Genomic DNA, 12,915 nt, shown 5'->3' with positions numbered 1-12,915 from the left:
TGAATATTTTACCAACTTCGATATTCGCGACACCAAACTAATTCCGTTGCATGCACAAAAAGCAAAAGTAATCTCCGATCATCCCAGCGACTCGTACTCGATGGTTGAAGAGAACGGGCAAATTGCCTACCTGCAAATTGATAATCCGGAAAAATTCTGGAAAATATCAAAGTACGCGATTATCGAAGTGAAGTAAAAAATCACGGTCAATTTTAAAATTTAGTTCGAAAAATATTCAAAATATCCCTTACCTCGAATAATTGCAAACAAGCAAAAGCCGTTCCTGCCACTCAGGGCGGCTTTTCTCATTTAACAAGGGGTGGTTACTTACTTATAACGAATTTTTAACCGCAATCCGGGTAAGAAATAAACAAAACGTTGAATGCAACAAACATCTGTTATTCAATCCAATACTCCTATCAAAGGCCAGTAAAATCACTCAAACTCAATCTGTCCTTCTTTAACCTTGGATCGTTGCCGGTAGCGAGCATGTTTTAGCCATACACCGTTGCCTTCAAGTTCCACATCCTGTACATCGAAATTTGCATCGGCATACCGGGCCACAACCAAAAATTCTGGTTGAACGTTTACTGCCCTAAAGAAAGTGCGTATTTTTTCGATGTCGAAGTTTCCACGAAAGGTTCCTTTTTTGAAATACGGATATTTAGGAGTGAAAAAATAGCATGAGATCTGCGTGTCGCTTTCCTCAATCAGAGAAAAATTAAGGGCTTGTTCACCGTTGAAGTCTTGCCAGTCATTTAAAAACTTGTAAGCGCTGGTTGCAAAGCAATGCGAACTGAAATCGAGGTACAGAATACAAGGCTGCAGTTCCTGATCATCCGGGATTTCAACCGAGATACCTATCCAATCCTTAAAGAATTTGTCAATCAACCCCTGATTGTAGTTTTCAAGCTTAATACTCATGGCTGTTTGCTTTAGTTTTTACTACAGGCACGATTAAAATTATTCAATTAAAATGAAAGTTAGAACGAATTTGTGAAAAATGATTCAACATAAATCAATGAAATCAGCCGAAAAGAATTTTGCCCCCAATTCAACACAGCTTGTCTCCCGAACGCTTTCGGTGCCCGGAAATTAGTTCGCAGAATAAACGAAAAGTTTTATTTCACCATCGAAAACAGGAACGGATTACGCCACAAAAAACAGCTAAACGAATAGCGGAAGCGCATGAAGCTGCGTACGATAAACTAGAGGTTAACAACCTTGTTAGCCACCTTTTGAAGTTCCATAATATCGATCATCGTTCCTTGGATACCGACTTCAATTTGATCCAATAAATTGTAATGCTTCAAACAGGTTTTGCAGGCCACCAAACGAATACCAGCATTTTCGAGATCTTTAAACTGCCGAACCAGAGGCGATCCGTTAGCTAGTAATTTTACTCCTGCATTGTAAAAAGCAATCACCCGAGGTCGTTCGTTTTCTTCGGAGAGAAGGCTTAGGTAGTTCTTCAGCAATAGCAAACCAAGCTCGTTGTCGCCATTGCCCATGCCCTCTTGGGTTATTTGAATTAGGGTATTTTTTAAGGTGCTCATGTTTCTTTTTTAAATAGTCGCTTAGTTTCGGCTTCACAATTAATAACTGTCTTTTAGTTGCTGAAAAACACGAATCATCTCGCGTGTCAGCCGCCCGGGCTTACCGGAACCAATATTTCGTCCGTCAATTTGAGTAATTGGTAAAATATGCTTTGTCGTGCTCGAGAGAAAAACTTCGTCGGCCGAATACAACAAAGCCAGACTCACCTCTGCTTCGGCATGCAAAATACCATTTTTGGACAAACATTCTAAAATCAGGCCCCGTGTAACACCGTTCAGCACATTTTCAGCCGGAGTAATGACAGTTCCATCCTTGACTATAAACACATTTCCGCGCGAGGTTTCCTGAACACTGTGTCCGTTGTGATAAAGCACGTCTACCACCCGACTGTCGTTCTGCTCGTCCATCCAATATTGACCAGCCAGGTAATTCGTAGATTTAGCTTCGGGCAAAAAACGCTGAAAGTTTTTGGTTACCAACCGACCACCTTCTTCATATAACAACGAATCGAACAACGGCATTTGGGTTGGATACACATAAAGCGATGCCTGCCGGTGATCTGTCGCAGCAGTGTCGTGTGGCAGCACAAACAGCTTAAGATAGGCATCACTAAGTTGATTTTTAGTGATTACGGCCTCTACAATCTCTTCCAACTGCTCGTCGTAATTCGTCTTCAACCTTAGTATTTGCATCGATCGACGGAGTCGGTTCAAATGACGGTCGCCATAAAAAGCCCGCCCCTTAACGATTCCGAAGAATTCAAATGCTCCATAACCTCTGTTGATTGAGATACTTGTAATTGGAATACTTATTTCTGAAACAGAATGGTATACACCATTGCTAAATCCGATCATACTTGTTTGTTTAGAAGGTGCAAGTTACGACTGAAATTTTAGAATTGAATATTCTGTTTCTTGTTTATTCCGGAAAACAAAAAAGCACCCCTGCTTCAGGAATGCTTTCAAATGTATCTCAGCGTAAATTATTTCTGTTTCAGCAAATCGCGAATTTCACCCAAAAGAAGTTCTTCTTTTGTTGGTGCTGGCGGCGGTGGAGTCGGAGCAGGTTTGGCTTCTTCCTTCTTCTTCATATTATTCATCGCTTTAATCATCATGAAAATAGCAAAAGCAATAATGATGAAATCAATCGTAGTTTGGATAAAATTACCATACATTATGGTCGCTCCCTTGGTAACCACTTCGCCCGCTTCATTCAGTATATCTTCGCGCAATACAACCTGCAAGGTTTTAAAGTCCATTCCGCCCAATAGCATTCCAATTGGTGGCATTAATACGTCGTTGACAAACGATGCAACAATTTTGCCGAAAGCGCCGCCAATGATGATACCAACAGCCATATCGACTACATTACCCTTCATGGCAAATGTTTTGAATTCTTTCATCATGCTCATAATACTGAATTTTAAATTGATTACCAATAAATTAAATTGAAATCAAGTTAATGCAATTCGCCCAAAAAATCAATTATCCATGAATATCTTTTTAGGCTTTGAGCTCGAATACCAATTTCCCGAAAACGACACGAAACAAGCGCGGTACACGCATCAGTCGTTTTTATTGTACATTTGCCACAAGAATAATCGTTTGAATTGTGGATCAAAAGATACTTTTCATCAATCCTCCTTTTACTCAATTGAATACCCCTTATCCGGCAACAGCCTATTTAAAGGGGTTTCTGAATACCCTATCTATTGAATCCAACCAATGTGATCTGGGCATTGACGTTATACTGGCTTTGTTCTCATCGAAAGGTCTGCTCACTCTTTTTCAGCGAATTGAAAAACTAAAGCCTGAACTATCGAAAAATGGCCAGCGCGTTTACAATATGCGCCTTGATTATACCCGGACAATTGATGAAGTAATCCAGTTTTTGCAAGGAAAAAACAGGGTGCTGGCTCACGTCATCGCCGACAGAGCCTACCTTCCTGAAGCATCGCGTTTTGCACAAACCGAAGACCTCGACTGGGCTTTTGGCACCATGGGAATTCAGGATAAAGCCAAACATTTGGCTACGCTATACCTCGAAGACCTTTCGGATTTGATTATTGAAGCTGTTGATCCGCATTTTGGTTTCAGCCGTTATGCCGAGCGATTGGGCCGGTCGGCGAGTACCTTTGATGAACTCAACGAATCGCTCCTTGCACCCAACAATTTCATCGATGAAATTTTAATCGGTCTGCTGGCTCAAAAATTTGAGCAGTATCAGCCAACTGTGGTTGCCTTATCTGTTCCGTTTCCAGGCAATTTGTACAGTGCCTTTAAGTGTGGACAATGGATTAAAAAACACCATCCCGAAGTTAAAATTATTGTTGGTGGCGGTTTTCCAAATACCGAACTCCGGTCGCTGACTGATCCTCGTGTGTTTGACTACCTTGATTTTATTACGCTGGATGACGGTGAAGCGCCATTGCTTCTTCTGCTCGAACATCTGAATGGAAAACGTGAACTGAAGCAGTTAAAAAGAACATTCACCTGTGAAAACGGAAAGGTAATTTACCTCGATGCTGCTACAGAAAAAGATATTGCACAAGCCGATACAGGCACGCCCGATTATAGTGATCTTCCGCTTGATCGGTATTTGTCGGTCATTGAAATTGCAAACCCAATGCACCGCCTTTGGAGCGATGGCCGATGGAACAAACTCACCTTAGCACATGGTTGTTATTGGGGGCGATGTACTTTTTGCGACACTTCGCTCGATTACATCAAACGTTACGAACCAAGCACGGTTAAACAGCTTTGCGACCGCATAGAAGAACTCATTCGCCAAACGGGTGAAATTGGCTTTCATTTTGTCGACGAAGCCGCTCCTCCCGCACTCATGCGGGCGTTGGCGCTTGAAATCATCCGCAGAAAACTAACGATTGTTTGGTGGACCAACATTCGTTTCGAGAAAAGCTTTACGTACGATTTGTGTGTTCTGCTAAAAGAGTCGGGATGTATTGCAGTTTCCGGCGGATTGGAAGTTGCTTCGGATCGCCTGCTTGGAATGATTAACAAAGGAGTCAGTCTGACAAAAGTTGCCCGGGTGACTGATAATTTCACCCGATCGGGAATTATGGTTCATGCCTACCTAATGTATGGTTTTCCGACCCAAACAGCTCAGGAAACGATCGATTCGATGGAAGTGGTCAGGCAGTTATTTGAGGCTGGAGTAGTACAATCCGGTTTTTGGCATCAATTTGCCATGACTGCTCACAGCCCCGTTGGCCTTCATCCCGAAAAATTTAATGTTAGACGCGAATCTCTCGAAACCGGAAGCTTCGCCAACAACGATTTGGTTCATCTAGACAAAACCGGATGCCGCCACGAACTGTTCAGCGAAGGCTTACGAAAATCGCTGTTCAACTTCATGCACGACATTGGTTTTGATATGCCCCTTCAGGATTGGTTCGATTTTAAGGTTCCCCGCACCACTGTTTCGCCAAATTTCATTCGGGAAGCGATCGACTCACAGGAGTTTGAGATTCCAAGTCAATCGGCCAATATTTATTGGTTGGGTGGCCATGCAAGTGCCAAGTATTTCACAAAAACGAAAAAAAACAGAAGCTTTGAAATGGCAGAGCTGACTTTTTCGAACCGCAAAAATGAAGTAGTCGTTCAACTTAAACAGAATGAAGGAAAATGGCTTGTGGAGGAAATTCCCGGACTTTCGGTGGGAAACAGCAATCCGAAAACATTTGGTCAACTTAAAACGGATTTTGAGGAACAAACAGGGGGCGACTTTATTCTTTTCTGGAACAGTCCTTCATTAAAAATTCTGCGAGAAAACGGCTTCATAATGCTCTAACCGGCGTATAATTTCATTCATTCAGGTTGAAAGGAAGAAAGCAAATGTTATTTGTGCTTTTTTTCATCCGAACTTTTAACCAGTGCCTGCAACTTTTTCCTCCAACTCAAAATTTAACTTATCTTTGTCGCCTTGAATAAATTTTCGTGTAATGACTGATTTTAAACGTACTTTAATCACATCGGCCCTGCCCTACGCCAACGGCCCGGTTCACATTGGCCATTTGGCCGGAGTTTATGTTCCTGCCGATATTTACGCCCGATACCTTCGTCTGAAAAATGAGGATGTTTTGTTAATCGGCGGTTCGGATGAACACGGCGTTCCGATTACTTTAAAAGCTAAAAATGAAGGCATTACTCCACAGGATGTCGTCGACAAATACCACACAATAATTAAAGATTCGTTTGCTCGTTTCGGTATATCTTTCGATGTGTACTCACGCACAAGTGCACCCGTTCATCACGAAACTGCTTCTGAATTTTTCGAAACGCTATACAAAAACGGTAAATTCATTGAGCAAACTTCCGCTCAATACTACGACGAAGAAAACAAGCAATTTTTGGCCGACCGCTACATTGTGGGAACCTGTCCGAAATGTTCGTTCGAGAAAGCTTATGGCGACCAATGCGAAAGCTGCGGCACATCGTTGAGCCCAACAGAGCTCATCAGCCCAAAATCGATGATTAGCGGAAATACGCCGGTGCTGAAAGAAACCAAACATTGGTATCTGCCATTGGATCAATACGAACCTTGGTTGAAAGAGTGGATCCTGGAAGGTCACAAAGAATGGAAATCGAACGTTTACGGCCAATGCAAAAGCTGGATCGACAGTGGTTTGCAAGCCCGTGCCGTGACCCGCGACCTCGACTGGGGTGTACCTGTTCCGGTTGAAGGTGCCGAAGGAAAAGTGTTGTACGTATGGTTCGACGCGCCAATAGGCTACATTTCGGCTACCAAGGAACTGACTCCGGATTGGGAAAAATATTGGAAAGATCCGGAAACAAAAATGGTCCACTTCATTGGGAAAGATAACATCGTTTTCCACTGCATAATTTTCCCCGCAATGTTGAAAGCTGAAGGTAGCTACATTCTACCTGAAAACGTACCGGCCAACGAATTCCTGAACCTCGAAGGCGACAAAATCTCAACATCGCGCAATTGGGCGGTTTGGTTGCACGAATATTTGGAAGAATTTCCGGGTAAAGAAGATGTGCTAAAATATACCCTGACCGCAAATGCACCCGAAACCAAGGATAACGACTTTACCTGGAAAGATTTTCAGGCACGCAACAACAATGAGTTGGTTGCCGTACTGGGTAACTTTGTGAATCGCGCGCTTGTGCTCACTCAAAAATATTACAATGGTGAAGTGCCTGCCTTGGGCGAAACAAATGAAGTTGACCAGGCTGCTTTGGCTGAAATCGCCAAATTAAAGGCTGATATTGAAAAAAGCCTGGACAGCTACCGTTTCCGTGAAGCACTAAAATTAGCCATGGATTTGGCTCGTTTAGGTAATAAGTACCTTGCCGACGAAGAACCCTGGAAGGTGATAAAAACAGACCCTGAACGCGTAACAACCGTGATGAATATCTGCCTGCAGATTACTGCCAACCTCACAATTATATTGGAGCCATTTCTTCCGTTCAGCATGGAAAAACTGCGTGGCTTCATCAATCTTGAAAAACTGGATTGGAGCGAATTGGGGCGTACCGATTTACTGGCTGCCGGTCACAAAACGAACAAGCCGGAATTGTTGTTTGAAAAAATTGAAGATGAAACAATTGAGGCTCAGGTGCAAAAACTGCAAAACACCAAAAAAGCCAACCAGGCCGCCGAAGCTGTTGCTAAACCAGCCAAGGCAAATTGCACGTTCGACGATTTCATGAAAATGGATATTCGCACAGCTACTATTTTGGAGGCCGAGCCGGTTGCCAAAACCAAAAAGCTGATGAAAATTTTGCTGGATACCGGAATCGATAAACGTACCGTTGTTTCGGGTATTGCCGAGTATTATAAAGCTGAAGAAATCATTGGTAAGCAAGTTTCGGTACTGGTAAATCTTGAACCCCGCAAACTGCGTGGTATCGAATCGCAGGGAATGATTTTGATGGCCGAAGATGCTGATGGAACGCTGAAGTTTGTTTCGCCGGAAAGTAACGTTAAAAACGGATCGGAAATCCGCTAAAATACAACCGCCCAACTCTTGTTGGGTTGGTTTTCTGTGAGTTGCAGTACTGCCCTGCAGATCGGCAACTTACTCTACATACTCGAAACCGCTTTTGTACGCAAAGGCGGTTTTTTTTAATGAAAAAAGGCCCGTTTCATAAAACGAACCCTTTTCACTAATAAACCAACTAAACCTAAACTAAAACTAAATCTATTTGCGTAGATACTTTCTTATCCTAAAAGTAGTTCGATGTTCCCCATCACCTCTGTAAACCTATTCAACCTTTTAAACTAACTCAACCGCCTCATGAACATCGAACTGTACCTTAAAACAACAGGCCGATGAAAAGGTTTATAAGCCCTAAAAAAAATAACTTTTACTTTAAAGTTGAAAATTCCACCTCTAATTAGTCCATTTTTGTTTAATGCTTTGCCTTGTACTTTAAACATTAATGCGGCATACTTGTTTCAATAGCATGTACAAATAGAAGTTGGAACCATGATAAGCATTAAATACCATTCGGGAATTTACACGTTGGAAACAAAATTGACGCTGCCAATTTCGGTAGATGAAGCGTGGGAGTTTTTCTCTTCTCCTGAAAATTTATGTCGGATGACTCCCAAGCACATGAACTTTCGGATCACCTCCGGGAAGCCGGAGTCGATGTATCGCGGTCAAATAATCAGCTACCAGCTTTCACCAATCCCCGGAATTAGAACCAACTGGGTGACGGAAATAACTCAGGTTGATGAACAGAAGTATTTTGTTGACGAACAACGATTTGGCCCCTACTCTATGTGGCACCACGAACACCGCTTTATAGAAACTTCGGAAGGAGTATTGATGACGGACAAGGTTTCGTACAAGCTGCCGTTTGGTTTTCTGGGACGTTTTTCTCACGCTGTGTTCGTGAAAAAGCAACTTATGCACATATTTAGTTTTCGCTCACAAGTGTTGTCATCATTGTTTTGATCGCTATAAAATTTGAATTTAATTTTCATAATTCTCATTCAATTCTATCAAACAAATAATATTAATTACGTAAATTATGTACCGTAAAATCAATTCAAAAACTACTTATTATGATACGACAAACAGTCCGCCATATCGCCGATATAATGGCCCGGCTAAGAGTTAATCGGAGCACACCCAGAAAGCGTAAGCATTTTGGTGAAGATGAAGAGGGATTCATTTATTACAATTCGCACCTGGAACTGAAATTTAAAGAAGGCTCGGAGGCAGATAAAAAACGGATTATGCAGGAGATTAAAGCCGATCTAAAACGTTCGAAACGAATCGAAATTACGATGCTAATCCTCTCGATTCTTCTTTTAGTACTTGCGTTTGGTTGGTTCACTCGAAACCTTGTTTAAAACGAGTCTCCCTCTGACTCGCATTTTACGAACGTTACAACCCGTTATTTCAGAACGATCGTTTTTTGGTTAACAAACTCTCTGATACCTACCAGCGAAAGCTCTCGTCCGTAGCCACTTTCTTTCACTCCTCCAAACGGCAGACGAGGATCAGATTTCACAAAGTCATTCACGAACACACAGCCCGCTTCCAGGCCATTTTCAGCTAATTTTTGAGCCATTTCCATGTCTCGAGTGAAAATACCTGCCCCAAGACCAAAAACCGTGTCATTGGCGATCAAAATAGCCTGATCGACGCTATACACCCGAAATAGCGAGGCAACCGGACCAAAAAGCTCTTCATGATAGGCCGGCATTCCGGTGCTAACATTTTCGAGTACAGTAGGCGGGTAGAATGCTGCTTCCCCTTCCGGAAGGAATCCACCACAAAGCAAATCTGCTCCGAGCCGAATGCTTTGGGTCACTTGCTGGTGCAGTTCCTCTCTCAAATCTGTCCGCGCCAAAGGGCCGAGCGTTGTCTGCTCATTCATCGGATCGCCTAAAACAGCAGCCTGCATCTGTTTCAAAAATTCATCTTTGAACTGGTCGTACACTTCGTCCATGACGATAAAGCGTTTGGCGCCAATACAACTTTGGCCGGCATTCAATAACCGACTTGCAGCGCAAAGTCGGGCAGCTTCTTCAATATTGGCGTCTCCCATGATCAAGTACGGGTCACTTCCGCCTAATTCCAACACCGACTTTTTAAGTACCGAACCGGCAGCGCCGGCAACAGCCTTTCCTGCTGGTGTACTTCCTGTTAATGTAACTGCCTTAACCAATGGGTTTTCGATAATTACTTTTACTTCCGACCCACCAACCAACAAACTGCGAAATACATTTGCCGGAAAACCAGCTTCTTCAACCATTTGTTCAATGGCCAAAGCACATCCGGGTACGTTGCTGGCGTGTTTCAACAAGCCTGTGTTACCAGCCATTAGCGCAGGAGCCAGAAAACGGAACACCTGCCAAAATGGGAAGTTCCAGGGCATGACCGCCAAAACAATTCCTATTGGTTGAAAACTAACGTAGGACGAACTGGCGTCCGTTTTTATTTCTTCACGAGCCAAAAACTGTTCTGCATTTTCGGCATAATACCGACAAACCAAGGCGCACTTTTCCACCTCAGCTATGGCTTCTTTACGAACCTTTCCCATCTCATTGGTAATAAGCTCCGATAGCCAATCCTTCTTTTCGATCAGTAATTCACTTAGCCGAATCATGAGTTTGGAGCGCTCTGAAAATGGACTGGTTTTCCAGCTTTTCCAGGCCAAATCAACTTTCCCGATAATTTGGTGCACTTCCTTTTCAGTATGACGCGGATAGGTTCCGCAAATTTTACCGGTATATGGGTTTATTGCTTTCATACATTTCGCTGTTTATAATCACTCCAAAGGTAAGATGAATGCAGAACTAAAAAAAAGAGCCCTCGTTGGGGACTCTCTTCATTCAAAAACGTTACTTCAAACTATTCTACAATCCGTATTTCGGTGGTTAATTCCAGCGCTTCCTTGTACACAGCGCTTACACCACAATACTTTTCTTCGGATAGTTTCACAGCTTTTTCAAGTTTATCCAGCGGTAAATTATCGCCTTTAAACTGGTAAATTACCTTCATTTTTGTGTATTTCTTAGGGTGATCGTCGGCCACATCGCCCTCTACAATCACGTTAAAGCCAGCAACTTCCACTTTCATCTTTTTCAAAATCATTACCACATCCATACCGGTGCACCCGGCAAGCGAAGCCAGCATCAGCTTTTTGGGTCGTGGTCCGCTGTCATCACCACCTGACTCTTCTGCGGCATCCAACACCAATTTGTGTCCGTCGAGGTCGGTTTCGAAAGCCATATTTTGCTTCCAGGCTAAATCAAGAACGTGTTTCATAATTATCTCGTTTATATTGATTTTTGAACTATTTTTACACTTGATTGTATTTCTTTTTAGATATACAACTATCTATCTAATTTGTTTCACAAATATAAGGGATGGCTGTATATTTAGTCCAATTTCAAATTGAATATTTATTCGAATATAAATTAGCAGGTTAGATGAAAAGTTCGTTAAAAAGACCGAGCGAAGAAGAATGTGATTTGTCCGAATTTCAGTTATTCAAAAAATTAACTGAGAAAGAATTTCTACAGCTTAATTACGAAAAAACGTGTTCGTTGTATAAGAAAGGAAGCATTATATACCGTGAAGGAAGTCGTTTGACCGGCTTTTATTGCGTAACGAGAGGAATTCTAAAAATTTTTAAGACCGGAATCGACGGAAAAGAGCAAATTATCCGGTTTGCAAAAAAGGGAGAAATTGTTGCTTACCGATCGCTGTTAAGTCAAGAGTTAGCTTGTACTACATCGAAGGTGGTTGAAGAAGCTGTGCTGTGCCACATTCCCTATCAAACGCTTTTATATTTAATTCAGAACAACTGGGAATTTTCGCATCACATGCTGCAAATTGTTTGCAAAGAACTGCGTGAAGCCAACGATTATATCACAGATATTGCGCAAAAGACTGTTCGGGAGCGACTTGCAGAAGTTCTGTTGCTGCTGAAAGAAAGTTTTGATTTGGATAATTCGAATACTCTGCAGATTTCGCTGACTCGGGAGGAATTGGCCAACATTGTGGGCACAGCCACCGAAAGTGTTATTCGCCTGCTTTCGGAATTTAAACAAGATAAATTGATTGAATTGCAGGGAAGGAAGATTAAACTATTGGATGTAAACGCATTAACAAAGGTTGCCAACTTATAAACGAAACCCGCCACAAGCGGGTTTTTTGTTAGTACAGGCTAATCCAATCTTCAGGATCTAATTTTTGATTCTCCTTCCAAATCTGAAATTTCATGATGGTTGTATTCCCATCTGAAACATCAGTGTAAATTGTGCCGATTTCTTGCTTTAGAGAGACTTTCTGTCCGGCCTTGACACTAACTTCGCTAAGATTGGAATAAACGCTTAAAAAGTCACCATGACGAATAATCACGGCCATATTGCTTCCTGAAATAGCAAACACCCTGCTAACCTCACCGGCGAAAACTGCCCTGGCTTTGGCTCCGGCGGCTGTACTAATGTCGATACCATTGCTGCGAACCTGAATTTGCTTTAGTACAGCATGAGCATGAATTCCAAAATGTTCGGTAATCACTCCACGTTCAACGGGCCAGGGAATACGCCCTTTGTTCTTCTCGAAATCAGCCGAAACCAGCTTTTGCTCAGGGGTGAGTCCAAAACCCGATTTATCAGCCGTTTTGCGCGCTTCTTCTTCCAGCATCTTTTGAATCTGACGATTTAATTCGTCCTGAATCCGCTGTTGTTCTTTGATCTTTTTATTGAGGTCTTGTTGTTGTTTCTGAAGCGATTGAATGACCGCTGCTTGCTTATTCTTCTCCCCGTCAAGCAACTTATTTTCATTCAACTTAGTATTTAACAAATCTGTTTTCGATTGCTTTTTAGCAAGCAATTTAGCGACGTTTTCATCCAAATCAACCGAGACCAGATTTATCATATCGGCTTGAGTACGCCTGTAATGAGTATATTGACGGAGATACAGCCAACGTTTGTAGGCCTGATTCACATTATCGGCCGAAAACAAATAGATCAATACATCGAAACTGTTTTTATTTTTTTGAGCAAAACGAATCATGGCAGCATATTCGTTTTTCAACTGGTCCAAATCCTCTTGTAACATACTGATAATCTCGGTATTATTACTAATAGACCGATCTACCAGTTCAATTTCGCTGTTAATACCGGCGATCAGCGCGTTTCTGTTCTCAATTTGTGATTTCAGTAATTTAAGGCGTGAAAGCGAAGCCTTCTCATTTTTTTTGGTTTCCTCGAGTAAGGAGTTAGTGTATTGAATTTGTTTTTCCGTATCCGATTTTTTATCGCGCAATTCTCTGATCGACTGTCCATTCGATACCGAAAGCAACAAAATAAAACAGAAACTTAGAAAAAACCGTTTCATCG

At 42.1% G+C, this 12,915-nt stretch carries 12 protein-coding genes and 1 pseudogene; 6 read left to right on the top strand and 7 right to left on the bottom strand.

The annotated features are described in order from the left end of the window. Positions 1-196 (top strand): annotated as a pseudogene (locus ABZD21_RS09095) (hypothetical protein); the annotation flags it as partial. A gap of 239 nt (positions 197-435) precedes the next feature. Here ABZD21_RS09095 and ABZD21_RS09090 read toward each other — a convergent pair. The 4 genes from ABZD21_RS09090 to mscL all read right to left on the bottom strand — a co-directional run bounded on the left by ABZD21_RS09090 (position 436) and on the right by mscL (position 2,968). Continuing rightward, positions 436-924: a hypothetical protein gene (locus ABZD21_RS09090; RefSeq protein ID WP_372774577.1), complete on the bottom strand. Its 489-nt coding sequence runs from the start codon at positions 922-924 to the stop codon at positions 436-438. A gap of 284 nt (positions 925-1,208) precedes the next feature. Further along, complete coding sequence (locus tag ABZD21_RS09085; protein ID WP_372774575.1) at positions 1,209-1,556, bottom strand: DsrE family protein; 348 nt, start codon at positions 1,554-1,556, stop codon at positions 1,209-1,211. A 39-nt stretch (positions 1,557-1,595) separates the two neighbouring features. After that, the gene (locus ABZD21_RS09080; RefSeq protein ID WP_372774573.1) at positions 1,596-2,411 is read right to left on the bottom strand and encodes an aminotransferase class IV; all 816 of its coding nucleotides are present in this window, start codon (positions 2,409-2,411) and stop codon (positions 1,596-1,598) included. A 128-nt stretch (positions 2,412-2,539) separates the two neighbouring features. Beyond that, the gene (gene mscL, locus ABZD21_RS09075) at positions 2,540-2,968 is read right to left on the bottom strand and encodes a large-conductance mechanosensitive channel protein MscL (RefSeq protein WP_372774571.1); all 429 of its coding nucleotides are present in this window, start codon (positions 2,966-2,968) and stop codon (positions 2,540-2,542) included. A gap of 200 nt (positions 2,969-3,168) precedes the next feature. Here mscL and ABZD21_RS09070 point away from each other — a divergent pair, with 200 nt between their 5' ends. From ABZD21_RS09070 to ABZD21_RS09055, 4 genes are all read left to right on the top strand, one after another. Further along, positions 3,169-5,367, top strand: a complete 2,199-nt coding sequence (locus ABZD21_RS09070) for a radical SAM protein (protein ID WP_372774569.1) — start codon at positions 3,169-3,171, stop codon at positions 5,365-5,367. Between the two features lie 151 nt (positions 5,368-5,518). Next, entirely contained in the window at positions 5,519-7,552 is a 2,034-nt protein-coding gene (metG, locus tag ABZD21_RS09065; protein ID WP_372774567.1) for a methionine--tRNA ligase, read from the top strand. A gap of 480 nt (positions 7,553-8,032) precedes the next feature. After that, complete coding sequence (locus ABZD21_RS09060; RefSeq protein WP_372774566.1) at positions 8,033-8,506, top strand: SRPBCC family protein; 474 nt, start codon at positions 8,033-8,035, stop codon at positions 8,504-8,506. A gap of 110 nt (positions 8,507-8,616) precedes the next feature. Then, complete coding sequence (locus ABZD21_RS09055) at positions 8,617-8,907, top strand: hypothetical protein (RefSeq protein ID WP_372774564.1); 291 nt, start codon at positions 8,617-8,619, stop codon at positions 8,905-8,907. A 44-nt stretch (positions 8,908-8,951) separates the two neighbouring features. Here the strand turns inward: ABZD21_RS09055 and ABZD21_RS09050 are convergent, their stop codons facing one another. Then, a complete protein-coding gene (locus tag ABZD21_RS09050) occupies positions 8,952-10,313 on the bottom strand; it encodes an NAD-dependent succinate-semialdehyde dehydrogenase (protein WP_372774562.1) in 1,362 nt (453 codons plus the stop codon). Between the two features lie 101 nt (positions 10,314-10,414). Next, positions 10,415-10,831 (bottom strand): OsmC family protein, encoded by a 417-nt coding sequence (locus ABZD21_RS09045; RefSeq protein WP_372774560.1) that lies wholly within the window; start codon positions 10,829-10,831, stop codon positions 10,415-10,417. Positions 10,832-10,995: 164 nt separating this feature from the next. Here ABZD21_RS09045 and ABZD21_RS09040 point away from each other — a divergent pair, with 164 nt between their 5' ends. Beyond that, the gene (locus tag ABZD21_RS09040; protein ID WP_372774558.1) at positions 10,996-11,697 is read left to right on the top strand and encodes a Crp/Fnr family transcriptional regulator; all 702 of its coding nucleotides are present in this window, start codon (positions 10,996-10,998) and stop codon (positions 11,695-11,697) included. A gap of 28 nt (positions 11,698-11,725) precedes the next feature. Here the strand turns inward: ABZD21_RS09040 and ABZD21_RS09035 are convergent, their stop codons facing one another. Further along, entirely contained in the window at positions 11,726-12,913 is a 1,188-nt protein-coding gene (locus ABZD21_RS09035) for a murein hydrolase activator EnvC (RefSeq protein WP_372774556.1), read from the bottom strand. Positions 12,914-12,915 lie beyond the last annotated feature (2 nt).

Origin of the sequence: Mangrovibacterium sp. (assembly GCF_041596335.1) — a bacterium.
Lineage (GTDB): Bacteria > Bacteroidota > Bacteroidia > Bacteroidales > Prolixibacteraceae > Mangrovibacterium.
The sequence above is the reverse complement of the archived record's forward strand: the minus strand, read 5'-3'. Positions and strand labels throughout refer to the sequence as shown.

Bases quoted from the DNA above. Each gene is read 5' to 3' on its own strand.
- ABZD21_RS09055 (WP_372774564.1), top strand. From the start codon at position 8,617: ATGATACGACAAACAGTCCGCCATATCGCCGATATAATGGCCCGGCTA.
- ABZD21_RS09045 (WP_372774560.1), bottom strand. From the start codon at position 10,831: ATGAAACACGTTCTTGATTTAGCCTGGAAGCAAAATATGGCTTTCGAA.
- ABZD21_RS09050 (WP_372774562.1), bottom strand. From the start codon at position 10,313: ATGAAAGCAATAAACCCATATACCGGTAAAATTTGCGGAACCTATCCG.
- ABZD21_RS09060 (WP_372774566.1), top strand. From the start codon at position 8,033: ATGATAAGCATTAAATACCATTCGGGAATTTACACGTTGGAAACAAAA.
- ABZD21_RS09040 (WP_372774558.1), top strand. From the start codon at position 10,996: ATGAAAAGTTCGTTAAAAAGACCGAGCGAAGAAGAATGTGATTTGTCC.
- ABZD21_RS09080 (WP_372774573.1), bottom strand. From the start codon at position 2,411: ATGATCGGATTTAGCAATGGTGTATACCATTCTGTTTCAGAAATAAGT.
- ABZD21_RS09085 (WP_372774575.1), bottom strand. From the start codon at position 1,556: ATGAGCACCTTAAAAAATACCCTAATTCAAATAACCCAAGAGGGCATG.
- ABZD21_RS09035 (WP_372774556.1), bottom strand. From the start codon at position 12,913: ATGAAACGGTTTTTTCTAAGTTTCTGTTTTATTTTGTTGCTTTCGGTA.
- ABZD21_RS09090 (WP_372774577.1), bottom strand. From the start codon at position 924: ATGAGTATTAAGCTTGAAAACTACAATCAGGGGTTGATTGACAAATTC.
- mscL (WP_372774571.1), bottom strand. From the start codon at position 2,968: ATGAGCATGATGAAAGAATTCAAAACATTTGCCATGAAGGGTAATGTA.
- metG (WP_372774567.1), top strand. From the start codon at position 5,519: ATGACTGATTTTAAACGTACTTTAATCACATCGGCCCTGCCCTACGCC.